The organism is Curtobacterium sp. 24E2 (genome assembly GCF_016925595.1).
GTDB lineage: Bacteria > Actinomycetota > Actinomycetes > Actinomycetales > Microbacteriaceae > Curtobacterium.
Genome location: NZ_CP068987.1, coordinates 2,713,943 through 2,738,612 on the forward strand (window position 1 = coordinate 2,713,943; position 24,670 = coordinate 2,738,612).

The following is a 24,670-nucleotide window of genomic DNA, read 5'->3' on the forward strand; positions in this document are numbered from 1 at the left end:
GCGGTGCCTCAGACGGCGGCGGTGACGAGCCCTGCGGCGGCGCGGAGTTCCTCGACACGGTCGAGCTGCTCCCAGGTGAACCCGGGAGCTCGCGGCCGAAGTGTCCGTACGTCGCGGTCTGCGCGTAGACCGGACGGAGCAGGTCGAGGTCGCGGATGATCGCGGCCGGACGCAGGTCGAACACCTGGCGGATCGCGGCTTCGATCGTGGCGTCGTCGACGTGTCCGGTGCCGAAGGTCTCGACGTAGAGCCCGACGGGCTTCGCGCGGCCGATCGCGTAGGCGACCTGCACCTCGAGCCGGTCGGCGAGGCCCGCGGCGACCGCGTTCTTCGCGACCCAGCGCAGCGCGTACGCCGCCGAGCGGTCGACCTTCGACGGGTCCTTGCCGCTGAACGCGCCACCGCCGTGACGGGAGGCCCCGCCGTAGGTGTCGACGATGACCTTGCGGCCGGTGAGTCCGGCGTCGCCCTGGGGGCCACCGATCTCGAAGCGACCCGTCGGGTTGACGATGACGTCGACGTGCGAGGAGTCGAGGTCGACGAGGTCGAGTACCGGACGGATCACGTGCTCGGTGATCTCGGCGGTGAGCTGCTCCAGCGTGACGCTCGGCGAGTGCTGCGTCGACAGGACGACGGTCTCGACGGTCTTCGGCACGACGCCGTCGTAGCCGACGGTGACCTGCGTCTTGCCGTCCGGGCGCAGGAACGCCAGCTCGCCGGACTTGCGCACGGCGGCCAGACGCTCGGCCAGGCGGTGCGCCAGCCAGATCGCGACCGGCATGTACTCGGGGGTCTCGTTCGTCGCGAAGCCGAACATGATGCCCTGGTCGCCGGCACCCTGGCGGTCGAGCGGGTCGACCGCGCCGGTGCGGGAGTCGAGCGACTCGTCGACGCCCTGCGCGATGTCCGGCGACTGCGCACCGATCGACACCTCGACGCCGCACGTGGCGCCGTCGAAGGAGACGTCCGACGAGTTGTAGCCGATGCCCGTGATGACGTCACGGACGAGCTTGGGGATCTCGACGTAGCCCGAGGTCGTGACCTCGCCGGCGACGTGCACGAGGCCCGTCGTGACCATCGTCTCGACGGCGACCCGAGCGTGCGGGTCCACCGTGAGCAGTGCGTCGAGGATGCTGTCCGAGATCTGGTCGCAGATCTTGTCGGGGTGCCCCTCGGTCACCGACTCGGACGTGAAGAGGCGCAGAGCAGCTGCAGTCACCGGGATCAGTCGGAGGGCTGCTGCTGCTTGGTGACGGTGAGCTTGTCCTCGTTGATCTCGTGGAGAGCCACGGACAGCGGCTTGTCGTCGATCGTCGAGTCGACGAGCGGGCCGACGTTGTCGAAGAGCGAGCCCTCGTGCAGGTCGGCGTAGTAGTCGTTGATCTGACGCGCGCGCTTGGAAGCGAAGATGACGAGCGCGTACTTCGACTCGACCTTGCTGAGCAGGTCGTCGATGGGCGGGTCGATGATGCCCTGGGGGTTGGCCATGGAGTCTCCTCGTCGTCGGTGCACCCGTCAGGGCGCAGAGAACAAGTCTACGACCTGTCGTGCCGCGGTGCCGACATCGGAGTTCACGATCCGCACGTCGAACTCGTCCTGGGCGGCGAGTTCGACCTTCGCGGTGTCGAGTCGACGCGCCTGTTCCTCGGGCGACTCGGTGCCGCGGCCGATGAGTCGACGCACCAGCTCTTCCCACGTCGGGGGCAGGAGGAACACGAGCACGGCCTCGGGCATGGCGTCACGGACCTGGCGAGCACCCTGCAGGTCGATCTCGAGCATGACCCGCTCGCCGGCGTCGAGCGCTCGGTCGATCGGCGGCCGCGGGGTGCCGTACCGGTACGAGTTGTGCACCGTGGCCCACTCCAGCAGTTCGCGCTCGCGGATCATCCGGTCGAACTCGGCGTCGTCGACGAAGTAGTAGTGCACGCCGTCGACCTCGCCGGGGCGGGGCTTGCGCGTGGTGGCGGAGACGCTGAGGTTCACGTCCGGGTACTGCTCGCGGATGTACGCGCTCACCGTGCCCTTGCCGACCGCCGTCGGCCCGGCGAGGACGACGAGCTTCGAGGCACCGCGCTTGCGACCGCGGGCGGCGAGCCAGTCGGCCAGTGCCGTGCGCTGCCGGGTGCCGAGGCCCCCGAGGCGCTTCGACGGCGCGATGCGCAGCGTGCCCATGATCGACTCGGCACGCGCCGGACCGATGCCGGACAGGCTGACGAGCAGGTCGCGCACCCGGAGCGAGCGCTCCGCCGAGGTCGTGTCGACGAGGGCGTCGTCCCATGCCGAGCGAGCGACCTCGAGTGCCGAGCGCTCCCCCGACGCGATCGCGGCCTTGACCGCGGCCCGGGCGCGTCGCGCGGCGACCGCGGCCTGGGCCGCCGCGACGCGGTCGACCTCTGGTGGCGTGCGGTGGGCCGGCAGGTCGGTGCCGTCGGTGCGGTCGCCGTCGGCGGTCATGCTGCGGCCCCGAGGGCGGCGCGGATCCGGTCGGCGCGGTCGGACACGAGTGCCGCGACCCCGTCCGGACCGTCGGTCAGCAGACCGCGCGACTCGCTCACGAGCACCTGCTCGGCGCGTGCACCGTACAGCGCACGGAGGTCCTCGATCCGGGCACCCTGGGCACCGAAGCCCGGGGCCAGGACCGGCGCGGTGCCGATGGCGTCCGCGTCGATGCCGAAGTCGTCGAGGTGAAGGGTCGCGCCGAGCACGAGCCCGACGTCGCCGAGGGCCTGGTCGCCCGCGGCCTGGTTGTCGTCTGCCACGTCCAAGACGATACCGGCAGCCACGGACCGCCCGGCACGCGGGCCCTCCGCCAGGACCGCGGTCTGCAGCACCCGCGCCTCCGGGTTGCTCGTCGCGGCGAGCACGAAGACGCCGGCACCGTTCCGCCGGGCGACGTCGACCGTGCCGCTGAGCGAGCCGTAGCCCAGGTACGGCGACACCGTCATCGCGTCGGCCGCGAACGGCCCGTCACGGTCGAGCCACGCGAGTGCGTAGTCGTCACCGGTCGACCCGATGTCGCCCCGCTTCACGTCGGCGACGACCAGGAGGCCCGCATCACGTGCCCGACGGATCGTCGCATCGAGCGCGCGGTAGCCCGCTACCCCCGCCGCCTCGAAGAAGGCGATCTGCGGCTTCACGATCGCCGCGCGGCCGGCGGCCGCGTCGACCAGGGCCGCACCGAAGGCGGTCAGGCCCCGCTCGTCGCGGCCGAGCCCCCACGCCGCCAGGGTGGTGGCGTGGGGGTCGATGCCGACGCAGACCGGTGAACGCTCGCGCATCGCGGACGCGAGCCGATCGCCGAAGGAGGCCGGGCCTCCCGATCGTCCGTCGCTCACCAGGTGGCGCGCTCCCGCGCGTAGTCCTGCAGGCTCCGGACGTTGAGCGGCGTGCCGATCGTCTCGATCGCCGCGACCGCGGCACCGATCTGCGCGATCGTCGTGAACAGCGGCTTGTCCGCTGCGACCGTGGCCGCACGGATCTCGTACCCGTCCGCACGACCGGCGGCACCCGACGGCGTGTTGATGACGATGTCGACCTCGTTGCGCGTCAGCAGGTCGACGACGCTCTCGCCGCCCTGGCTGTACTTGCCGACGATGCCGACCTCGATGCCGTTGCGGCGGAGGATCTCCGCCGTGCCCTCGGTCGCGATGATCGTGAAGCCGAGCTGCTGCAGGCGGTGCACCGGCAGCACGATGGCGCGCTTGTCGGTGTCCGCGACGCTCACGAAGACCGTGCCGCTGGTCGGCAGTCCGCCGTACGCGGCGTCCTGCGACTTGAGGAACGCCCGCGGGAAGTCGCGGTCGATGCCCATGACCTCGCCGGTGGAGCGCATCTCGGGGCTGAGGACCGAGTCGACGACCTGGCCCTCGCGGGTGCGGAAGCGGCGGAAGGGCAGGACGGCCTCCTTGACGGCGACCGGGGCCTCCATCGGGACGAACGCCCCGTCGCTGGCCGGCAGCATGCCCTCGGCGACGAGCTCGTCGACGCTGGTGCCGGTCATGATGCGGGACGCGGCCTTGGCCAGCGGGATGCCGAGCGCCTTCGAGACGAACGGGACCGTGCGGCTGGCTCGTGGGTTCGCCTCGAGGACGTAGAGCACACCGGCGCCGATGGCGAACTGGACGTTGAGCAGCCCCTGCACGCCGATGCCGCGGGCGATCTTCTCGGTCGCGTCGACGACGCCCTGGATCTCGGCACGGCCGAGGCCGACCGGGGGCAGGGTGCAGGCGGAGTCGCCGGAGTGGATGCCGGCCTCTTCCAGGTGCTCCATGATGCCGCCGATGTAGAGCCGCTCACCGTCGAAGAGCGCGTCGACGTCGATCTCCACCGCGTCGTCCAGGAACCGGTCGACGAGCAGCGGGAGCTCCGGGCCGATGATCGCCTGGTCGGCCATCCGGTCGAAGTAGTCGGCGAGCGACGGGGAGTCGTACAGGATCTCCATGCCGCGGCCGCCGAGCACGAAGGACGGGCGGACGAGCACCGGGTAGCCGATCTCCTCGGCCACGGCGGTCGCGCTCGCCAGGTCGTGGGCGGTGCCGTTGCGCGGCGCGAGCAGCCCCGCGGCGTCGAGGATGGCGGAGAACTGGCCGCGCTCCTCGGCGGAGTCGATCGCCGTCGGGCTCGTGCCGAGGATCGGGATCCCCGCCGCCTCGAGCGGCTTCGCCAGGCCCAGGGCGGTCTGCCCCCGAGCTGCACGACGACGCCGACCAGTTCGCCCGATGCCGCCTCGGCCTCGATGACCTCGAGGACGTCCTCGGCCGTGAGCGGCTCGAAGTACAGGCGGTCCGAGGTGTCGTAGTCGGTGGAGACCGTTTCGGGGTTGCAGTTGATCATGATCGTCTCGAACCCGGCGTCGCTCAGCGCGAAGGACGCGTGCACGCAGGAGTAGTCGAACTCGACGCCCTGGCCGATGCGGTTCGGGCCGGAGCCCAGGATGACGACCTTCTTGCGGTCGCTCGCGACCACCTCGGTCTCGGCGTCGTACGACGAGTAGTGGTACGGCGTCAGGGCCGGGAACTCGCCGGCGCAGGTGTCGACGGTCTTGAAGACGGGGCGGATGCCGAGGGCGTGCCGGTCGTCGCGGACCTGCTGCTCGCTGACCGGGTGCACCGGGGTGCTGCGCAGCGCCGCGATCTGGGTGTCGCTGAAGCCGTGCTCCTTGGCCCACCGGATGGTGTCCGCGTCGAGCTCGTCGGCGGCCGCGACCTCGGCGGCGACCTCGTTGATGAGCACGATCTGGTCGATGAACCACGGGTCGATCTTCGTCGCCTCGAAGACCTCGTCGGCGGTGGCGCCGGCGACCAGGGCCTGCTGCACCGTGACGATCCGGCCGTCGGTGGGGATGGACGACTTCGCGAGCAGGGCGTCCTTGTCGAGCGCCGCCGCCGGGGTGTCCCAGTGGGAAGCTCGAGCCGCGCTTCTCGAGCGAGCGCAGTGACTTCTGCAGCGCCGTCGCGTAGTTGCGGCCGATCGCCATCGCCTCGCCGACGCTCTTCATCGTCGTGGTGAGCGTGGCGTCCGCAGCGGGGAACTTCTCGAACGCGAACCGCGGGGTCTTCACGACCACGTAGTCGAGCGTCGGCTCGAAGCTGGCCGGGGTGACCTTCGTGATGTCGTTCTGGATCTCGTCCAGGCGGTACCCGATGGCGAGCTTCGCGGCGATCTTCGCGATCGGGAAGCCGGTGGCCTTCGATGCCAGGGCCGACGAGCGGGAGACGCGCGGGTTCATCTCGATGACGATCAGGCGGCCGTTCGACGGGTCGACGGCGAACTGGATGTTGCAACCACCGGTGTCGACACCGACGCGGCGGATGATGTCGATGCCGATGTTGCGCATGTTCTGGTACTCGCGGTCGGTGAGCGTGAGCGCCGGGGCGACGGTGATCGAGTCGCCGGTGTGCACGCCGACCGGGTCGACGTTCTCGATGGAGCAGATGACGACGGTGTTGTCGTAGTTGTCGCGCATCAGCTCGAGCTCGTACTCCTTCCAGCCGAGGATGGACTCCTCGAGCAGGACCTCGGTGGTCGGGCTGGACTGCAGCCCGTCGCCGACGAAGCGGACGAGTTCGGCTTCGTCGTACGCGAAGCCCGAACCGAGACCGCCCATGGTGAAGGACGGGCGGACGACGAGCGGGTAGCCGAGGTCCTTCGCGAACTCCTTCGCCTCTTCCAGCGTGTGGGCGATGTGGCTCCGGGCCACGTCGGCGCCGGACTCGAGCACGAGCTCCTTGAAGAGCTGGCGGTCCTCTCCGCGCTGGATGGCGTCCACCTTGGCGCCGATGAGCTCGACACCGTGCTTGGCGAGGATGCCGGCCTCGTCGAGCGCGATCGCCGCGTTCAGCGCGGTCTGGCCGCCCAGCGTCGGCAGGACGGCGTCCGGCTTCTCGATGCGGATGATCTCCTCGAGGCACGCGTTCGTGATCGGCTCGATGTAGGTCGCGTCGGCGAAGTCGGGGTCGGTCATGATCGTCGCGGGGTTCGGGTTGACGAGGATGACCCGGACGCCCTCGGCCCGGAGGACGCGGCACGCCTGGGTGCCGGAGTAGTCGAACTCGGCGGCCTGACCGATGACGATCGGGCCGGAACCGATGACGAGGACGGAGTTGATGTCTGCGCGCTTGGGCATCAGTTCGCTTCCTTGGTGATGTCTGCTGCGGGAGTGGTCGCGTCGGCGGTGGCCGCGTCGAGCGGCTCCCCGTCACGTCGCGCGCGCACCAGGTCCGCGAACCGGTCGAAGAGGTACATGCTGTCGTGCGGACCAGCGGCGGCCTCGGGGTGGTACTGCACGCTGAACGCGGGCACGTCGAGCGCCCGCAGGCCCTCGACCACGTCGTCGTTCAGCGAGTAGTGCGAGACCTCGACGCGGCCGAACCCGGCCGGCGACTCGAGGACCTGCCCCAGGGGAGCATCGACCGCGAAACCGTGGTTCTGGCTCGTGATCTCGACCTTGCCCGTGGTGGTGTCGAGCACCGGCTGGTTGATGCCGCGGTGGCCGAAGGGCAGCTTGTAGGTGCCGAAGCCGAGCGCGCGGCCGAGCAGCTGGTTGCCGAAGCAGATGCCGAAGAACGGACGTCCGGTCCGCAGGCTGCCCTGCAGCAGTTCGACCTGGGCGTCCGACGCAGCGGGGTCCCCGGGGCCGTTCGAGTAGAACAGGGCGTCCGGTGCGAGCTCCTCGAGCGCCGCAGCGGAGATGTCCTGCGGCACGACGTGCACCTCGAACCCGCGCTGGGCGAGGTAGCGGGTGGTCGAGGCCTTCACACCCAGGTCGAGCACGGCCAGCCGGCCGATCTGCTCACCTTCGGCCGGCACCACGTAGGTCTCCGGGGTGGACACGATCGCCGAGAAGCTCGCGCCGGCCATGGTGGCCTGCGACCGGACGGCGTCCAGCTGCTCCGACTCCGACAGCGTCGAGTCGGCACCGCTGAACACGCCGCCCTTCATGGCACCGGCGTCGCGGATGCGGCGCGTGAGCGCACGGGTGTCGATCCCGGAGATGCCGACGATGCCGTCGCGCACCAGGTGGTCGTCGAGCGACGCGTTCGCGCGGTGGTTCGAGACCACGCGGCTGGGGTCGCGCACCACGTACCCGGCGACCCAGATGCGACGGGACTCGGGGTCCTCGTCGTTGACACCGGTGTTTCCGATGTGCGGCGCGGTCTGCACCACGATCTGGCCGGCGTAGGACGGATCGGTCAGCGTCTCCTGGTAGCCGGTCATGCCGGTCGCGAAGACCACCTCGCCGAGCGTGCGCCCGCGGGCGCCGTAGGCCCAGCCGTCGTACCGGGTGCCGTCTTCGAGGACCAGGACGGCCCGTTCGCGTGTCATGCTTTCTTCCCTTCGCCCGCGGTTCGCGGGGCATCGGCCGCAGTCGCCTGCGGCCCGGTCTCGGTCAGTCCCTGCAGGGCGAGCAGCGCGGCTGCGTCGCCCTCCGGGAACCGGAAGTACGTGTCGAGGTCCGTCGCACCTGCGGCGCCGGTCGCCGTCCATCGCAGACGGACCAGTCCCCCGGGCTCGACCACCCGGTCGATCGCCCACGTCGATCGGTCGGCCCCGCGGACCGCGGCACGTTCGATCCAGCGGTCGTCCGCGCCGGCGAGTCGCAGGACCACACCGGTCGCGTGGACGTCCACGCCGCCGCGACCCCGGAACCCGAGTCCGCCGGCGGTGATGCGTTCCAGCGGCTGGTCCGCACGGGTCGTCGCGACGGAGAAACCGTCCCAGGACCCGGCCGCCGGTCCGACCGTGGTCGGGACGGGGACGGGAGGCACGGATTCCGCCTGCTTCCTGCTCCGCGTCCGCCAGGTGCGCGCCATGGCGACGAAGAGCGCCGCCACCGCGAGCAGGATCACCCCGCCGAGCAGCCAGCGTGCGGCGTCGCCGCTCATGCGCGCGCCCCCGTCCGGAGGGCCGCGGCGTGCGCGGCGACGGTGTCGGCGTCGACGAGACGGCCGTCGAGCACCGTCGGCGCGCCCAGGTGGAACGTGGCGACGACCCGGCCGGGCAGGGTCATGCCGAGGTACGGCGAGTTCTGCGACTGGCCGGCGAGGTCGGCGACCGCGAACTCACGGCTGGCCGTCGGGTCGTAGAGCGTGATCTCGGCGGGTGCGCCCTCGGCGATGCGCTGGCCGTGGCCCTCGACCTGGCCGATGCGTGCCGGCGCCTCGGACAGGACCCGGGCGACGTCGGCCCAGTCGAGCTGCCCCGACGCGACGACGGCGGACTGCACGACGCTGAGGGCCGACTCGAGGCCGACCATGCCGTTCGCCGCCGCCGGCCACTCGCAGCACTTCGCCTCGGCCGTGTGCGGCGCGTGGTCGGTCGCGACGATGTCGATCGTTCCGTCGGCCAGGGCGGCGCGCAGGGCGTCGACGTCCTCCTGGGCACGGAGCGGCGGGTTCACCTTGTAGCGGGCGTCGTACCCGGGGGCGCCGTCGTGCCCGGCGATGAGGTCCTCGGTGAGCACGAGGTGGTGCGGGGTGACCTCGGCGGTGACGTCGATGCCGCGGGACTTGGCCCAGCGGATCACCTCGACGCTGCCGGCGGTCGACACGTGGCAGACGTGCAGCCGCGCGCCCACGTGGTCGGCGAGCAGGACGTCGCGGGCGATGATCGCCTCCTCCGCCACGGCCGGCCAGCCGGCCAGTCCGAGCTCCGACGACAGGCGGCCCTCGTTCATCTGCGCGCCGATGGTCAGTCGGGGTTCCTGCGCGTGCTGCGCGAGCACGCCGCCGAAGCCCTTGATGTACTCGAGCGCACGGCGCATGAGCAGCGGGTCGGCGACGCAGGAGCCGTCGTCCGAGAAGACCCGGACCTTGGCCCTGCTCGTCGCCATGGCGCCGATCTCGGACAGGTGCGTGCCCTGCAGCCCCTGTGACACCGCACCGATCGGGCGGACGGTGACGTAGCCGGCGTCGTCTCCGAGTGCCTGCACCTGCTCGACGACCCCGGCGGTGTCGGCGACCGGGCTCGAGTTGGCCATCGCGTTGACGGCGGTGAAGCCTCCGGCCGCCGCGGCGCGGGAGCCGGTGAGGACCGTCTCGGATTCCTCGTGCCCGGGCTCGCGCAGGTGGGTGTGCAGGTCGACGAGGCCCGACAGGGCGATGAGCCCGTCGGCGTCGACGACCGTGGCGCCGCCCGCGTCCACACCGGACCCGATCGCCGTGATGCGGCCGTCCTGCAGTCGGATGTCGGCGCGCGAGCCGTCGACCAGCTGCGCGCCGCGGATCAGGTGAGCGGTCATGCTGCGGACTCCTTCGGTTCGGTGCCGGTCAGGGCCAGGTAGAGGACCGCCATGCGGACCGAGACACCGTTCTCGACCTGTTCGACCACGGTGGATCGGGGGTCGTCGGCTGCGACGCCGGCGATCTCCAGACCGCGGTTCATCGGACCGGGGTGCATGATCAGCGTGCGCTCGGACAGCCGCGCGAACCGCGCTGCCGTCAGGCCCCAGTGCCGCGTGTACTCTCGCGGGTTCGGGAAGAACGCGTCGTCCATCCGCTCCTGCTGGATCCGGAGCGTCATGACGACGTCCGGGTCCTCGGCCAGGGCGGCGTCGAGGTCGTGGTGCACCGCTGCGCCGAACGGGGTCGTGGTGACGGGCAACAGCGTCGGCGGTGCGGCGAAGGTGACGCTCGCACCGAGGGTCCGGAGCAGCCACGCGTTCGAGCGGGCGACACGGCTGTGCAGCACGTCTCCGACGATCAGGACCCGGACGCCGTCGAGGCCCTGTCCGCGCGACCCGGCACCGTGCAGACGACGACGCATGGTGAAGGCGTCGAGCAGCGCCTGCGTCGGGTGCTCGTGCGTGCCGTCGCCGGCGTTCACCACGGGGACGTCGATCCAGTCGGCGTCGGCCAGCACGCGTGGCGCACCGGACGCGCCGTGCCGCATGACGATGCCGTCGATGCCCATCGCGCCGAGGGTCTGCACGGTGTCCTTGAGGGACTCGCCCTTCGAGACACTCGAGCCCTTGGCCGCGAAGTTGATGACGTCGGCCGACAGGCGCTTCGCCGCGGCCTCGAACGAGATGCGCGTGCGCGTCGAGTCCTCGAAGAACAGGTTCACGACCGTCTTGCCGCGCAGGGCCGGGAGCTTCCGGACCTCGCGCGTGTTGACCTCGGCCATCTCCTCGGCGACGTCGAGGATGTGCACGGCCTGGTCGCGCGACAGGTCGGCGGTGGAGAGCAGGTGCCGCATCACGCCACCCCTGCTCGATGAACACGGTGTCGTCGCCGTCGGTCTCGGACAGGTGCAGGGTGACCCGCTCGTCCGAGGCGGTCGGCAGGTTCTTGCCGACGTGGTCCGCCCGGATCGGCAACTCGCGGTGGCCGCGGTCGACGAGCACGGCGAGCCGGACGGCGCGCGGCCGGCCGATCCCCTGCAGGGCGTCGAGCGCTGCCCGGACCGTGCGGCCCGAGTACAGGACGTCGTCGACGAGCACGACGACCTTGCCGTCGATGCCACCGGCGGGGATGACCGTGCGGTGCGGGGCACGACCGATGCCGTGCCCGAGGTCGTCCCGGTGCATGGTCACGTCGAGCGTGCCGACCCGTTCGGATCCGATGCCCGCCCGCGCGGACTGCCACTCGGGCTCGATGTCCGCCAGGACGCGGCCCAGCCGTTCGGCGAGCACGGCGCCCCGGGTCGGGATGCCCAGGAGGACGAGGTCCGAGCCGCCGTGGTTGGCCTCGAGGATCTCGTGTGCGATGCGCGTCAGAGCACGCGTGATGTCGGGTTGCTGCAGGACCGTTCTGGTACCCACGTCGACCCCCTTCCCCGCCTCACTGGACGGCATTAAAGGATGCTGACGTGCACAAGCCTAGCGGGACTCCTGGTCCCCTGCGACCGTCCGACCGGACGGTGCACGACCGCCGGCGACGGCTCCGAGGACACCGTTCACGAAGCCCGCGGAGTCCTCCGTCGAGAGCGACTGGGCGAGCTCGACGGCCTCGGCGATCGCGACGGCGTCGGGCACCTCCGGGTTGAACCGGAGCTCCCAGACGGCCATCCGCAGGATGCAGCGGTCGAGGACCGGCATCCGGGCGATCGACCACCCCTGGGCGTGGTCGACGATGACGGAGTCGATCTCGTGACGGGCGTCGTCGACGCCCGTCACGATCTGCCGTGCGTAGTCCCAGCTCGAGGCACGCTCGGGCTGGTCCAGGTGACGGACGGTCTCGGTGGCCAGGACGTCCGCGATCGGGAGCTCACGCACCTCGGCCACGTACAGCATGTCGAGGGCGCGCTTGCGGGCCTTCGAACGAGCACTCATACGGACGTCGCCTAGGAGTTGACGCGGCCGAGGAAGCTGCCGTCGCGCGTGTCGATCTTCACCGTGGTGCCGCTCTCGAGGTAGAGCGGGACCTGGATGCGGTGACCGGTCGCGATGATGGTCGCGTCCTTGGTGCCGCCGGAGGAGCGGTCGCCCTGCAGGCCCGGCTCGGTCTCGACCTCGGTCACGATCGACGTCGGGAGCTCGACGTAGAGCGGGTTGCCCTCGTTCATCGCGATGGTGACCATCGCGGACTCGAGCAGGTAGTTCTTCGCGTCGCCGACGACCGTCGCCGAGACCGGGATCTGGTCGTAGGTGTCGGTGTCCATGAACACGTACGAGTCGCCGTCCTCGTAGAGGAACTGGTAGTCGCGGCGGTCGACCACGGCGGTGTCGATCTTCGCACCGGCGTTGAAGGTGCGGTCGACGACCTTGCCGGAGACGACGTTCTTCAGCTTGGTGCGGACGAACGCGCCACCCTTGCCGGGCTTGACGTGCTGGAACTCCACGACCGACCACAGCTGGCCGTCGATGATGAGAACGGCGCCGTTCTTGATGTCAGTGGTACTGGCCATGAGTCTTCGGTGTCCCGTTCGGTCGTGTTGTGAAAGGTCTTCGGGCCGCGCTGGGCCCCGGACGAGTGTAGCGGACGCCCGCCCGTCGCCATCAGCGCCGTCGCCGGGCGCGCCAGGAGTCGATCGCCGCCCAGCCGAGCAGCACCACGGCCGCTCCCCGAGCAGTGCCCCGGCCACCGCGGTCGAGATCGCCGCGTCCGGTCGGGCGGGCAGCGCCAGGTAGACGATCGCCAGGATGCCGGCACCCGCGCCGAGCAGCACGAGCAGGATGCGCCGGATCATGCCGGACACGAGCTCGCGGTCGCGGCGGTCCGCGAACAGCCGGATGTTGACGGTGAACTTGCCCGTCTCGATCGCCTCGCCGATCCGGTCGACCCGGCGCGGCAGTCGTCGGGCCGCGGAGACGACCCCGATCAGCTCCTTCGCCGCCAGGTCGCGCAGCTTGCCGGGGCGCAGCTGGTCGGTGATCTGCTCACGGGCGAGCCCGCGGGACTCCTCGAGCAGGTCGAACGAGGGCGCGAGCGTGCGGAGCGTGCCCTCGAAGATCGCCAACGCCCGCGCGGCCGCGACGAAGTCCGGCGGCGCCTTGAGCCGGTACCGCCCGAACACCTCGACCGCGTCGTCGACCGTCTCGACGCCGATCCGTGCGCCCGGTCCGAGCTCGTCCGCGACGAAGCGCGCGATGTCCCGACGGAAGTCGGGCTCGTCGTGCGCGTCGCGCACCGGTGCCATCCGCAGGACCGCGTCGGCGATCCGCGAGGTGTCGTCCTGCAGGTAGGCGACCAGCAGGTCCTGGACCGTGTCCCGGAGGGTCGGGTCGAGCCTCCCGACCGATCCGAAGTCGATCAACGCGGGCCGCCCGTCCGGCAGCACCAGGACGTTCCCGGGGTGCAGGTCGGCGTGGTACAGACCGTCGAAGACGACCTGGCGCAGGAACGCCCGCAGGATCGCGCGCATCGGGCCGTCGAGGTCGCGGTCCGCACGCTCGGCGCGGATCGCGCTGAGCGTGTCGCCCTCCAGGAACTCCATCACGAGCACGCGGCGCCCGGACAGGTCCGGGTAGGGGTCCGGGAACCGGACCTCGTCCGGACGGGCGCTGCGGGCCTGTGCGGCACGCAGGGCGGTGAGGTTCCGCAGCTCGGACACGAAGTCGACCTGGCGGACCAGGTCGTCGGCGTACTGCGCGGCCACGTCCTGCACGCCGACCTGCCGGGCCTCGGTCGACCAGCGCGCCATGAAGCGGACGACCCGGAGCGCGATGTCGACGTCACGGCGGACGGCGTCGTCGATGCCAGGACGCTGCACCTTGACCGCGACCGCGGTGCCGTCGGGCAGGCGGGCGCGGTGGACCTGGGCGATCGAGGCCGCGGCGACGGGCACCGGGTCGAAGGACGCGAAGACCTGGTCGACCGGTGCGCCGAGTTCCTGTTCGAGCAGGGCGAGCACCTGGTCGGCGGGGGCCGCGGTGACGTTGCGCTGCAGGTGCGCGAGTCCCTCGGTCCACTCTTCGGGGAGCAGGTCGTCACGCGTGGAGAGCAGCTGCCCCATCTTGACGAACCCGCCGCCCGCTTCCTCGAGCGCACGGCGCAGGTGCTCGGCCTGGCTGCGGCGCAGGTCGGCGGTGGCCGGGTCGTGCGAGAAGTCGAGGCGACGGAACGGGACGAGGCGGTGGCGCCTCGCGATCGACAGCAGTTCGGTGAACCGGCGGCCGCGGGACCGGAGGGTGCCGGTGCCGGCCTCCTGCGAGCCGGACAGGTCGCTCAGTCGGGGTGGGTTGGGCACGTCGTCAGTCTGCTCCCCGCTGCTGGGTCCGCCGCGTGTGCCTGCCCTCCTGCACAGGCCGGGAGGCTCGGCCCGCCGTCCACAGACCGGCTCGCGTGACGCGTCGGGTCGCGCCCACTGCCGCAGGCTTGCCCCATGGAGACAGCACTGGTCGCGGCGTGCACCCTGAGGAAGAGGAGCCCACCTGATGCCGATCCTGCGACCCTTGCCGGATGCGCCCGACGTGAACGCGGACGACGACGTGCTCTTCGCGTGGGACAACGGCGCCACGGTCGCGGAGTTCCGGGAATGGCAGCGGACCGGCGTCCTCACCGTGTCCATGCGGGTCAAGTGGTGGTGGCGACGGACGCGGCGGGTGTTGCGCTGACGCCCGGTCAGGCACCGCTGCCGTTGTAGCGCGCAGTGGCGCCGGACTCGACCAGGTCGCGGTAGCGCTCGAGCGCCGTCTCGGCACCGGTGCCGTGCTCCTGGTGCACGTCGATGCCCCGAGCAACGAGCTGCTCGCGCCAGTCCCCCGGCACCGGGCCCTCGTCGAAGCCCGTGATCCGCTCGACCGTGGCCCCGTCAGCGGCGAACTCCAGCGCGGAGACCCCCGACCACAGCAGAGCACCGAGGCACATCACGCACGGTTGGGCGTTCACGACGAGCACGCGCCGGTGCCCGACGTCACGGCCGAGGTTCCAGGCACCCGTCCGAGTCTGCGCGAGTCCGAGGGTGACGACCTCGGCGTGCATCGACGACAGGTTGGCGTGCAGCACCAGGTTCACCCCGAGGGCGACGACGGCGCCCGTGTCCTCGTCGACGACGGCCGCTCCGAACGGGCCGCCGGTGCCCTCCTCGACGTTCCGTTCGGCGAGGGCGTTCACGAGCGCGAACCGCTCCGCACGGGTGCCGAGGTGTTCCGGAGCAGCGGCCTGCGCGTCGCGGAGCCAGTCGGGGACGCCGACCCGGAGCTCGGTCGGGAACGGGGCGAGGGCTGCTGCAGACATGCGGCGACGCTAACGGCGCATCGTTTCGACGGTGTTTCCCGATCGAAACGATGCCGAAACACCGCGCCCGTAGCCTCGACCACCACCGGCTCGAGCCGGCAGGAGCGCGTGCGCATCGACGTCACGCGAGCATCCACGACAGGGGGCGACGATGACGGCACACCACGCGACCGCCGCGTCCCGCTGCTGGCCCCGCGGCGCCATCGCGCACGGACACTGACGACCGTCCGCCCGTTCGTCCGACCGTCGCGCGCCGATCCGCCGGGCGGTCCACGTGCTCTGGAGCGCGCCGTCTCGCCGAGCCGCGCCGATCCGCGCACCCTGCTCCGTGCCTCCCGGCCGTCCGCCGGACGCACCCGCCCACCTGCTCCACCGTCCCCTCCGAGAGGACCCCCGTGACCACGATCCACCTCGCCGTGTTCCTGTTCCCCGGCTACCACCTCGGCGCCTGGCGACTGCCGGACGCCGTCCCCGAGCTCGACCTCGGCATCGACCACTACGTCCGCGCCGCCGAACTCGCCGAGGCGGCGAAGCTCGACGCACTGTTCTTCGAGGACCAGGCCGCCGTCCGGCGCAGCAACGACATCCTGGCCGGCGACACCTACGGTGCCGCGAACCCCCGCTCGATCCACTTCGACCCGACGATGCTCCTGCCCGCCCTGGCGATGCGGACCACGCACCTGGGTCTCGCAGCGACGTCGACCACGACCTTCAACGACCCCTACAACCTCGCGCGGCGGTTCTCGACCCTCGACCACATCAGCAAGGGCCGCGCGGGGTGGAACCTCGTGACGTCCTTCAACGAGGACGAGGCGCAGAACTTCGGACTCGACGCCCACGTGCAGCACGCCGCGCGGTACGAGCGTGCGAGCGAGTTCGTCGACGTCGTCACCGGGCTCTGGGACTCGTGGGACCCGGACGCGATCGTGCGCGACAAGGAGTCCGGCACCTACTTCGACATCGACAAGATGCGGTTCCTGCAGCACGACGGCGAGCACTTCCGCGTGCGAGGGCCGCTGACGACGGGTCGGAGCCCGCAGGGACGGCCCGTCGTGTTCCAGGCGGGCGCGTCGGAGCCGGGCCGCGCACTCGCGGCGCGCACCGCAGACGTCGTGTTCACCCTGCAGTCCGACCCGGACGAGAGCCGCGCGTTCCGCGACGACATCCGAGCCCGCGCCGAACGGTTCGGCCGCGACCCCGACCACGTCAAGGTGCTCGTCGGGATGACCCCGATCGTCGGCGACACCGACCAGGACGCACGCGACCTCGCCGACCGGATGATGGCGTTGATCCCGGACGACCTGGCACTGAGCAACCTGAAGCCCCTCGCCGGTGGCGTCGACTTCCGGCAGTTCGACCTGGACGCGCCCGTCCCGGAGCTGCCCGAGTCGAACGCCGGCAAGTCGCACCGGGCGGCGATCATGGCGGTGTCACGGCAACGGGGACTGTCGGTCATCGAGACCGCCCGGTACTTCGCCGAGGGCAGCTACCGGAAGATGATCGGGTCGCCGTCGACGATCGCCGACACCATGCAGGCATGGTCGGAGGCCGGGGCGTGCGACGGGTTCCTGGCGGTGCCGACGCACTTCCCGGCCGGGGTCGAGGACTTCACCCAGAAGGTCGTGCCGGAGCTGCAGCGCCGCGGACTGCACCGGACCGAGTACACCGGACCGCACCTGCGCGACCACCTGGGGGTGCAGAAGTACTAGACGCCGACCTCTTGGTAGGCGGTGAACAGCAGGTGGTCCTCGGGGCCCTCGAGGACCACCGGCTTGCCGACGGCGTCGAGGATGATGAACCGGAGCATTCCGGCACGGGCCTTCTTGTCGCGACGCATCGCGGCGAGGAGGCCCTGCCACCGGCCGATGCCGTAGGTCGTCGGCAGGTCCAGGGAGTCCAGGATCACCCGGTGCCGGTCCACGGTCGCGTCGTCGAGGTGCCCCGTCAGGCGTGCGAGCTCGGCGGCGAACACCATGCCGACCGACACCGCGGCACCGTGGCGCCACTGGTACCGCTCCGCGTGCTCGATGGCGTGCCCGAGCGTGTGGCCGTAGTTCAGGATCTCGCGTCGTCCCTGCTCGGTGAAGTCGTCGGACACGACCTCGGCCTTCAGGGCGATGGCGAGTTCGACCACGCGGCGGAACTCCGGCGACGTCGAGTCGGTGACGCGGGCGACGTCGGCCTCGATGATGTCCAGGATCTCCGGTACGGCGATGAACCCGGCCTTCACGATCTCGGCGAAGCCGGTGAGGATCTCGTTGCGCGGCAGGGTGCGGACGAGGTCGAGGTCGGCGACCACCGCGCGGGGGCGGAGAAGGAACCGACGAGGTTCTTGCCCTCGTTCGTGTTGATGCCCGTCTTCCCGCCCACGCTGGCGTCCACCATGCCGAGCACGCTCGTCGGCACCGACACGTACGGCACCCCGCGCAGCCACGTCGCCGCGACGAAGCCCGCCAGGTCGGTGACGGCACCGCCACCGAGGCCGATGACCGCGTCGGTGCGGGTGAAGTCGGACTGGCCCATGATCTGCCAGCAGAACGACGCGACCTCGATGCGCTTGGCGGCCTCGGCATCCGGCACCTCGGCGATGAGGGCTTCGAGGCCGGCGTCGACGAGCAGGTCGCGCAGGTCGTTCGCCCGCGCACCGAGGGTCGGGGCGTGCACGATGAGGACCTTCGCGACGCGGGGGCCGAGGATCGCGGGCAGCGAGCCGAACAGGCCCGAGCCGACCGCCACCACGTAGCCGTCGTCACCGCCGACGTGGATCTCGGTGGTGCCTGCGGGCAGGATCGGGTCGGTCACGGTGCTCCTTCGGTGGTGGTGCTGGTGTCGTCGCGGCGGTTGACGCTGCCGTCGCTGCCGTCGCTGCCGTCGTTCCGCAGCCACGTCACGACCTCGTCGACCACCCGCGACATCGGACGGCGCGAGGTGTCGACGACGACGTGCGCGAGCTCGGCGTAGGTCGCGGCACGCTCGTCCATGATCGTCTGCCAGGCGTCGATGCCGCCGTTCGCGAGCAGGGGCCGGTCCGAGCCGGCGATCCGCTCGGCGACGGCCTCGGGCGAGACGGTGAGCAGGACGATACGGGCACCGGACAGTGCCTCGCGGGTGGCGGCGTGCGTCACCGCTCCGCCGCCGACGGCGATGACGCCCCCGGTACCGAGGGCGGTCCGGACGGCGTCGGCTTCGAGGGCACGGAAGGCCGGCTCACCGCGGTCGGAGAAGATGCCGGGGATCGGGCCGTGCTCGCGGACGATGACCCGGTCGGTGTCGGTGAACGGCACGCCCAGCGCCTTCGCGACGCGCTTGCCGACGCTGGACTTGCCGGCGCCCATCGGGCCGATCACGACGACGGGCGCAGCCGGACCCCGCGCAGCGCCGCCGGACGGGACGTCACCGGACGCGGCGCCGGACGGGACGTCACCGGACGGGACGTCGCCGGACGGGACGTCACCGGACGCGGCGCCGCCGCCGTTCGTGCTCACGACGCGTCGGCCGGTGCCGCCGGCTCCGTCCGACGCGTGCGGAGCGTCTCCGGGATCGACGCGAGGTAGGCGTCGAGGTTGCGCTTGGTCTCGACGACGTTGTCGCCGCCGAACTTCTCGAGCACGGCGTCGGCGAGCACGAGTGCCACCATCGCCTCGGCCACGACGCCGGCGGCCGGGACCGCGCAGACGTCGGAGCGCTGGTGGTGCGCCGAGGCGTCCTCGCCCGAGACGACGTCGACGGTGTGCAGCGCGTGCGGCACGGTCGCGATCGGCTTCATGCCGGCACGGACGCGCAGGACGGTGCCCGTGGACATGCCGCCCTCGGTGCCGCCGGCGCGGTCGCTGGTGCGGTAGATCTCGCCGTCCTCGCGGTAGAGCTCGTCGTGGGCCGCGGAGCCGCGCCGACCGGCGGTCGCGAAGCCGTCGCCGACCTCGACGCCCTTGATCGCCTGGATGCCCATGATCGCCGCAGCCAGCCGGGCGTCGAGTCGACGGTCCCACTGCACGTGCGAACCGAGCCCCGGCGGGACGCCGTAGAACAGCACCTCGACGACGCCGCCCAGGGTGTCGCCGTCCTTCTTCGCGGCCTCGACCTCGGTCACCATGCGCGCCGAGGTGTCGGCGTCGAAGCAGCGCAACTGGTCGTCGTCGAGACGGTCGACGTCGTCGGGCAGGGGCAGGTCGGTGCCGTCCGGCACACGGACCGTGCCGACCTGCAGGGTGTGCGCGACCGACCGCATGCCGAGTTCGGCGAGGAAGGACTTCGCGACGGCGCCGAGCGCGACGCGGGCCGCGGTCTCACGGGCGCTCGCGCGCTCGAGGATCGGGCGGGCCTCGTCGAAGCCGTACTTCTGCATGCCGACCAGGTCGGCGTGGCCCGGACGGGGGCGGGTCAGCGGGGCGCTGCGGCCACGCGACATCTCGGTGGACTCGACCGGCTCGGGGTTCATGACCTCGACCCACTTCGGCCACTCGGTGTTGCCGATCCGGATCGCGATCGGGCTGCCGAGCGAGAACCCGTGCCGGACACCGCCGGACACGTGCAGCTCGTCCTGTTCGAACTTCATGCGCGAGCCACGACCGTAGCCGAGCTTGCGGCGCGCGAGATCGGTACGAATGGACTCGAACGACACCGGGACACCCGCGGGCAGGCCCTCGAGCATCGCGATCAGTTCGGGTCCGTGGGACTCACCAGCAGTCAACCAACGAAGCATGGAGCAATCCTCCCACAGCGCACCGCCGTGCGACGTCGCCGCCCTACTGGTAGTCGGGGTGTGCCCGGAGCCACGCCTGGAACTGCTTCACCGCGACGAGGTGCTCGTCGTAGGTGTTCGAGAACACCGTCTCGCCGGTCTCCAGGTTCACCGTCACGAAGTACAGCCACTTGCCCGGGGTCTCGTTCGTCACGGCCTTGATCGCGATGTCCCCGGGGTTCGAGATCGGTGCCGGCGGCAGCTCCTCGTGCACGTAGGTGTTGTACGCGTTCGACTCGTCGGCCCGTTCGGCGTCGGTCGTCGTCACGGTGTGGGTGTTGCCCGTTCCGTAGGCGACGGTGGCGTCGGACTGCAGGCGCATGCCCTGGTCGAGCCGGTTCTGGAACACCCGTGCGACCTTCGGGTAGTCGGCGGCGAGGCCGGCTTCCTTCTGCACGAGCGACGCGAAGACGATGACGTGCTCCTGGTCGGCCTCCTTGACGCCAGCGGCGGCCAGGTGCTCCTTCATCGTGTCGACCATCGACCCGAAGTACTGCTCCGCCGTCCACCCCGGGTTGATCGGGTACGTCGCGGGGAACAGCCAGCCCTCGAGCGTGGTGACGCCGGACGGCAGGCCGTACGCGGACAGGTCCTTCGCGGCCTTGGCGACCTCGGTCTTGGTGAGCCCGGCCTTCGAGACCATCCCGGCCTCGATGTCCGCCAGCGCGGTGCCCTCGGGGATCACGATCGAGGCCTGCACGCGGTTCTTCTCGTCCTGCAGCGCGGCCAGCGCCGACTTCGAGCTCATCTGCTTCTTCAGCGAGTACGAACCCGGCTGGAACTGCACGTCGGGCGACGCCAGCAGCAGCTTGTAGAAGACCTTCGAGTCCTTCACGACGCCGCTGCGCTGCAGCGTCGCGGCGACGTTCTCGCCGATGTCGCCCTGCTTGATGGTGATGGTGACCTTGGCCTTGCCGCTGCCCGTGTAGTCGTCCGGCTCCTGCGAGCCGCTGACCGCGGCGACGATCTGCTGGATCTTCGGGGCGGCGAACGCGTACGCGCTCACCCCGCCGGCCAGGACCACGGCGACGATCACGATGCCGGCGATGAGCGGCCCGCGACGGCGCTTCGGGCGCGGTTCGCGCGGCGGCCGGGAGGCTCCCCGCGTCCGCCACGGCCACCACGACCACCGCCTCCCGCGGCTCCACCGCCGCCGGTGCGCCCGGCGTCGTCGGTACCGTCGGGCCCGTCGGACCCGGCTCCGCCGGCGGCGCGCGCCGAGGGCACCTCGCCGGTCAGCAGCGCGGCGACCTCGGGGTGGAGTTCGGGGGCCGCCTGCGGCTGCGCGGGCTCCGGTACCGGCTGCTCACGCGGAGCGGTCGAACCGGGGTCTGGGGCGGGGTCGGTCGCGGCGTCGGCGTCGGCGTCGGCGTCGGCGTCGCGACGAGCGCGTTCCGCTTCGAGCGCCCGAGCCTCGCGACGGGACATCGGACGGTCCGGCTGCGGGGTCACCCGCGCGGAGTCGTCACGGTCATCGGTACCTGCTGCGCGGTCGGAAGTCGTCTTCCGCCGCTCGGCTTCGTTGCCGGGCGCGATGATCGCGTTCCAGTCCAGATCGTCTGCCAACGGTTCTCGGTCTCTCGGTCGGGAACTCCGCCTGGGCACCGTCGTCCTCGGGTGACGGAAGGGCAGCCGGGTCGCGGTGGGTTGCCCTGTCAGGGAAGCGTGGTGCCCGGAGGGGCACCGGCACTGCGTTCGTGGTCGAGCGCGTGTTGCAGAATGATAACAGCGGCCGCTTGGTCGATCACGGAGCGCGACTTCTTCGTGTTCTTGCCGGCCTGGTGCAGTCCCCGTTGCGCGGTCACCGTGGACAGCCGTTCGTCGACCAGTCGGACCGGGCGGTGCTCGGCGATCCGGGCCGCGAACGCCCGGGCGTCGTCCGTCGACGGGGTGTCGCCGCCGGACATCGACAGGGGCAGTCCGACGACGAGCTCGAGCACGTCGTACTCGTCCGCGATCTCGAGGATCCGACGCAGGTCGGACGAGTCGTCGCGACGCACGGTCTCGACCGGCGTCGCCAGCAACCCGTCGCGGTCGCACACGGCGATCCCGATCCGGGCGCGGCCGACGTCCACGCCGAGCCGCCGCCCGGACCGGATCGCCACGGTCAGCCCGCGATCCGGGCGGTCACGGCACGGAGCGCAGCCGGGAGCGCCGCCGGGTCGGTGCCGCCGCCCTGGGCCAGGTCCGGCTTGCCGCCGCCGCCACCACCGAGCACACCGGCGGCCTCCTTGGCGAGCGGACCCGCCTGGACGCCCGCGGAGCGCGCCGCGTCGTTCGTGGCGACGATCACGATCGGCTTCCCGCTCACCACGGCACCGAGCACGACGACGGCAGCGCCGTCACCGAGCTGTGCGCGGACCCCGGTCGCCAGCGAGCGCAGGTCGTCGCCGGACTGCAGGCCGTCGACGGTCTCGGCCACGACGGTGGTCGTCCCGACGGTCGTCGCGGTCCGTGCGATCGACGGGACCCGCTGCTGGAGGTTCGCCGACTCGTACTCGGCGATCCGCTTCTGCGCGGTGCGGAGGTCCTCCATGAGCGACTGCACGCGCGTGGGCAGGTCGGCTCGGGGGCCTTCAGCGCGCTGGAGAGCTGCGAGACGATGGTCCGCTCGACCGCGAGGTCACGGAAGCCCTCGAGCCCGACGAGCGCTTCGACACGACGGTTGGTCGACCCGACGCTCGACTCCCCCACCAGGTTGACGAGTCCGATCTGGGCACTGGACGCGACGTGCGTCCCACCGCAGAGCTCGCGCGACCACGGACCGCCGATGTCGACCATGCGGACCTCGGCACCGTACTTCTCACCGAAGAGCGCCTGCGCACCGAGCGCCTTGGCCTCGTCGATCGGCATGATGCGGGTCGAGACCTCGAGGTCGGTGCGGATCGCGGTGTTGACGACCTCCTCGATCTCGGAGCGGGTCGCGAGCGAGATCGGCTGCGACCACGAGAAGTCGAGGCGCATGTAGCCGGACTTGTTGTACGAACCCGCCTGCAGCGCCTCGGGGCCGAGGATGTCGCGGAGCGCTGCGTTCACCAGGTGCGTCGCGGAGTGCGCCTGCGTGGCGCCGCGGCGGTACTCGGCATCGACCACGGTGTTCGCCGCGTCGCCCACGCCGACCTCGCCGGAGCGGACCTGGACGGTGTGGCTCCAGAGGCCGGCGACGGGACGCTGGACGTCGAGTACCTCGAGGTCGAAGCCGTTGCCGACGATCGATCCCTGGTCGGCGTCCTGGCCACCCGACTCGGCGTACAGCGACGTCTCACCGAGGATGACCTCGGCGATGTCGCCCGCCACTGCCCGGTCGACGCTGACGCCGCCGACGATGATGCCGAGCACGTTCGTCTCGGCCTCGAGCGCGTCGTAGCCGAGGAAGACCGTCTCGCCCTTCGCCCGGAACGCGCTGTACACGCTCAGGTCGGCGATCGCGGTCTTCTTGCTCTTCGCGTCGGCCTTCGCCCGGGCGCGCTGCTCGGACATCAGGGTCTCGAACGCGGTCCGGTCGACGTGGACCCCGGCCTCTTCGGCCATCTCCATCGTCAGGTCGATCGGGAACCCGAAGGTGTCGTGCAGCAGGAACGCGGTGTCCCCGCCGATGGACGGCGCACCGTCCTGCTTCGCGCGCTCGACGGCGACGTCGAGGATCGTCGTGCCCTGCGCGAGCGTGCGGAGGAACGTCTCCTCTTCCGCGTAGGCGATCCGCGCGATGCGGTCGTAGTCGGAAGCGACCTCGGGGTAGGCGTCGCGCATCGCGTCGCGGGACGCCGGGAACAGCTCCGGGAACGTCGCGGTCTCGACCCCGAGCAGGCGCATCGCACGGACCGTGCGGCGCAGCAGACGACGCAGGATGTACCCGCGGCCCTCGTTCGACGGGCTCACGCCGTCGGCGATGAGCATGAGCGCGGAGCGCACGTGGTCCGCGATGACCCGCATGCGGACGTCGTCCTCGTGCACGGCGCCGTAGCGGCGGCCGGAGATCTCGGACGCGCGGTCGAGGACCGGGCGGACCTGGTCGATCTCGTACATGTTGTCGACGCCCTGCTTGATGAAGGCGACGCGCTCGAGCCCCATGCCGGTGTCGATGTTCTTGTTCGGCAGCTCGCCGGTGATCTCGAAGTCGTACTTCGAGCGGACGTCGGCGATCTGGTACTGCATGAACACGAGGTTCCAGATCTCGACGTACCGGTCGTCGTCGGTGGCCGGGCCGCCGTCGATGCCGTACTCGGGCCCGCGGTCGAAGAAGATCTCGGAGCAGGGACCCGCGGGTCCGGGCTGGCCGGTGGACCAGTAGTTCGTGTCCTTGCCGAGGCGCTGGATGCGCTCCTCGGGCAGTGAGGAGTGCTGCTTCCAGAACGCGATCGCCTCGTCGTCGTCCTCGTAGACCGTCACCCAGAGGTCGTCGGGCGAGAAGCCGAGCCCGCCGTCCGACTCCGGGTTCGTCAGGAACTCCCAGGCGAACTGGATCGCCTGCTCCTTGAAGTAGTCGCCGAACGAGAAGTTGCCGTTCATCTGGAAGAACGTGCCGTGGCGAGGGGTCTTGCCGACCTCTTCGATGTCGTTCGTGCGGATGCACTTCTGCACGCTCGTGGCACGGGGGTACGGCGCGGGGACGAGCCCCGTCAGGTACGGGATGAACGGCACCATGCCGGCGACCGTGAAGAGGAGCGACGGGTCGTCGGAGACGAGGGATGCGGACGGGACGACGGTGTGGCCGCGGTCACCGAAGTACTGGAGCCAACGGCGGCGGATCTCTGCGGTCTGCATGGTGCTTCCTGGGTTCAGGTCGGGGGTGGGAGGTGGAGGCGGGACGACG

Annotated in this window: 17 protein-coding genes and 6 pseudogenes; 2 read left to right on the forward strand and 21 right to left on the reverse strand. The window is 71.2% G+C overall.

The window, feature by feature from the left end; translation table 11 throughout:
* Positions 1 to 8 precede the first annotated feature (8 nt).
* The 13 genes and pseudogenes from metK to JN350_RS19620 all read right to left on the reverse strand — a co-directional run.
* Positions 9 to 1,219, reverse strand: a pseudogene (metK, locus tag JN350_RS13350) (methionine adenosyltransferase).
* A gap of 5 nt (positions 1,220 to 1,224) precedes the next feature.
* Entirely contained in the window at positions 1,225 to 1,488 is a 264-nt protein-coding gene (gene rpoZ, locus JN350_RS13355; protein ID WP_114849971.1) for a DNA-directed RNA polymerase subunit omega, read from the reverse strand.
* 27 nt (positions 1,489 to 1,515) lie between these two features.
* A complete protein-coding gene (gmk, locus tag JN350_RS13360; RefSeq protein ID WP_205462498.1) occupies positions 1,516 to 2,454 on the reverse strand; it encodes a guanylate kinase in 939 nt (312 codons plus the stop codon).
* Positions 2,451 to 3,335: an orotidine-5'-phosphate decarboxylase gene (pyrF, locus tag JN350_RS13365; protein ID WP_275897990.1), complete on the reverse strand. Its 885-nt coding sequence runs from the start codon at positions 3,333 to 3,335 to the stop codon at positions 2,451 to 2,453. Before pyrF ends, gmk begins: the two co-directional genes overlap by 4 nt.
* Positions 3,332 to 6,625, reverse strand: a pseudogene (gene carB / locus JN350_RS13370) (carbamoyl-phosphate synthase large subunit). Before carB ends, pyrF begins: the two are co-directional and overlap by 4 nt.
* Entirely contained in the window at positions 6,625 to 7,824 is a 1,200-nt protein-coding gene (gene carA, locus JN350_RS13375) for a glutamine-hydrolyzing carbamoyl-phosphate synthase small subunit (protein ID WP_205462499.1), read from the reverse strand. The pseudogene carB and the gene carA overlap by 1 nt, the downstream one beginning before the upstream one ends.
* Positions 7,821 to 8,384, reverse strand: a complete 564-nt coding sequence (locus JN350_RS13380; protein ID WP_205462500.1) for a PH-like domain-containing protein — start codon at positions 8,382 to 8,384, stop codon at positions 7,821 to 7,823. Before JN350_RS13380 ends, carA begins: the two co-directional genes overlap by 4 nt.
* Complete coding sequence (locus tag JN350_RS13385) at positions 8,381 to 9,739, reverse strand: dihydroorotase (protein ID WP_205464462.1); 1,359 nt, start codon at positions 9,737 to 9,739, stop codon at positions 8,381 to 8,383. The genes JN350_RS13380 and JN350_RS13385 overlap by 4 nt, the downstream gene beginning before the upstream one ends.
* Positions 9,736 to 10,695, reverse strand: a complete 960-nt coding sequence (locus JN350_RS13390; protein ID WP_205462501.1) for an aspartate carbamoyltransferase catalytic subunit — start codon at positions 10,693 to 10,695, stop codon at positions 9,736 to 9,738. Before JN350_RS13390 ends, JN350_RS13385 begins: the two co-directional genes overlap by 4 nt.
* A gap of 70 nt (positions 10,696 to 10,765) precedes the next feature.
* A pseudogene (gene pyrR / locus JN350_RS20970) lies at positions 10,766 to 11,293 on the reverse strand (bifunctional pyr operon transcriptional regulator/uracil phosphoribosyltransferase PyrR); the annotation flags it as partial.
* 24 nt (positions 11,294 to 11,317) lie between these two features.
* Positions 11,318 to 11,770 (reverse strand): transcription antitermination factor NusB, encoded by a 453-nt coding sequence (gene nusB / locus JN350_RS13400; protein ID WP_027465744.1) that lies wholly within the window; start codon positions 11,768 to 11,770, stop codon positions 11,318 to 11,320.
* Positions 11,771 to 11,781: 11 nt separating this feature from the next.
* The gene (gene efp, locus JN350_RS19615; RefSeq protein ID WP_111083909.1) at positions 11,782 to 12,345 is read right to left on the reverse strand and encodes an elongation factor P; all 564 of its coding nucleotides are present in this window, start codon (positions 12,343 to 12,345) and stop codon (positions 11,782 to 11,784) included.
* Positions 12,346 to 13,101: 756 nt separating this feature from the next.
* Positions 13,102 to 13,893 (reverse strand): annotated as a pseudogene (locus JN350_RS19620) (ABC1 kinase family protein); the annotation flags it as partial.
* A gap of 421 nt (positions 13,894 to 14,314) precedes the next feature.
* On the opposite strand from JN350_RS19620, the gene JN350_RS13410 reads away from it, so the two are divergent.
* Positions 14,315 to 14,494 (forward strand): hypothetical protein, encoded by a 180-nt coding sequence (locus tag JN350_RS13410; RefSeq protein WP_205462503.1) that lies wholly within the window; start codon positions 14,315 to 14,317, stop codon positions 14,492 to 14,494.
* A gap of 7 nt (positions 14,495 to 14,501) precedes the next feature.
* On the opposite strand, the gene JN350_RS13415 is transcribed toward JN350_RS13410, so the two are convergent.
* Positions 14,502 to 15,116 carry a deaminase gene (locus JN350_RS13415; protein WP_205462504.1) on the reverse strand — a complete coding sequence of 205 codons (615 nt, stop codon included), beginning with the start codon at positions 15,114 to 15,116 and terminating at the stop codon, positions 14,502 to 14,504.
* Between the two features lie 395 nt (positions 15,117 to 15,511).
* Here JN350_RS13415 and JN350_RS13420 point away from each other — a divergent pair, with 395 nt between their 5' ends.
* Positions 15,512 to 16,825 (forward strand): LLM class flavin-dependent oxidoreductase, encoded by a 1,314-nt coding sequence (locus tag JN350_RS13420; RefSeq protein WP_205462505.1) that lies wholly within the window; start codon positions 15,512 to 15,514, stop codon positions 16,823 to 16,825.
* On the opposite strand, the pseudogene aroB reads toward JN350_RS13420, so the two are convergent.
* The 7 genes and pseudogenes from aroB to alaS form a co-directional block, all read right to left on the reverse strand.
* A pseudogene (gene aroB, locus JN350_RS13425) lies at positions 16,822 to 17,918 on the reverse strand (3-dehydroquinate synthase). The gene JN350_RS13420 and the pseudogene aroB sit on opposite strands and share 4 nt — an antisense overlap.
* Positions 17,915 to 18,601 carry a shikimate kinase gene (locus JN350_RS13430; protein WP_461963045.1) on the reverse strand — a complete coding sequence of 229 codons (687 nt, stop codon included), beginning with the start codon at positions 18,599 to 18,601 and terminating at the stop codon, positions 17,915 to 17,917. Before JN350_RS13430 ends, aroB begins: the two are co-directional and overlap by 4 nt.
* Positions 18,598 to 19,818 (reverse strand): chorismate synthase, encoded by a 1,221-nt coding sequence (gene aroC, locus JN350_RS13435; RefSeq protein WP_123294309.1) that lies wholly within the window; start codon positions 19,816 to 19,818, stop codon positions 18,598 to 18,600. The genes JN350_RS13430 and aroC overlap by 4 nt, the downstream gene beginning before the upstream one ends.
* Before the next feature lie 43 nt (positions 19,819 to 19,861).
* Positions 19,862 to 20,893: an endolytic transglycosylase MltG gene (gene mltG / locus JN350_RS13440; RefSeq protein ID WP_205462506.1), complete on the reverse strand. Its 1,032-nt coding sequence runs from the start codon at positions 20,891 to 20,893 to the stop codon at positions 19,862 to 19,864.
* On the reverse strand, positions 20,890 to 21,423 hold the full coding sequence (locus JN350_RS13445; RefSeq protein ID WP_205462507.1) for a hypothetical protein: 534 nt from the start codon (positions 21,421 to 21,423) through the stop codon (positions 20,890 to 20,892). Before JN350_RS13445 ends, mltG begins: the two co-directional genes overlap by 4 nt.
* An 89-nt stretch (positions 21,424 to 21,512) precedes the next feature.
* Positions 21,513 to 21,956 carry a Holliday junction resolvase RuvX gene (ruvX, locus tag JN350_RS13450; RefSeq protein ID WP_205464464.1) on the reverse strand — a complete coding sequence of 148 codons (444 nt, stop codon included), beginning with the start codon at positions 21,954 to 21,956 and terminating at the stop codon, positions 21,513 to 21,515.
* 8 nt (positions 21,957 to 21,964) lie between these two features.
* Positions 21,965 to 24,621: pseudogene (gene alaS, locus JN350_RS13455) on the reverse strand (alanine--tRNA ligase).
* Positions 24,622 to 24,670: the final 49 nt, after the last annotated feature.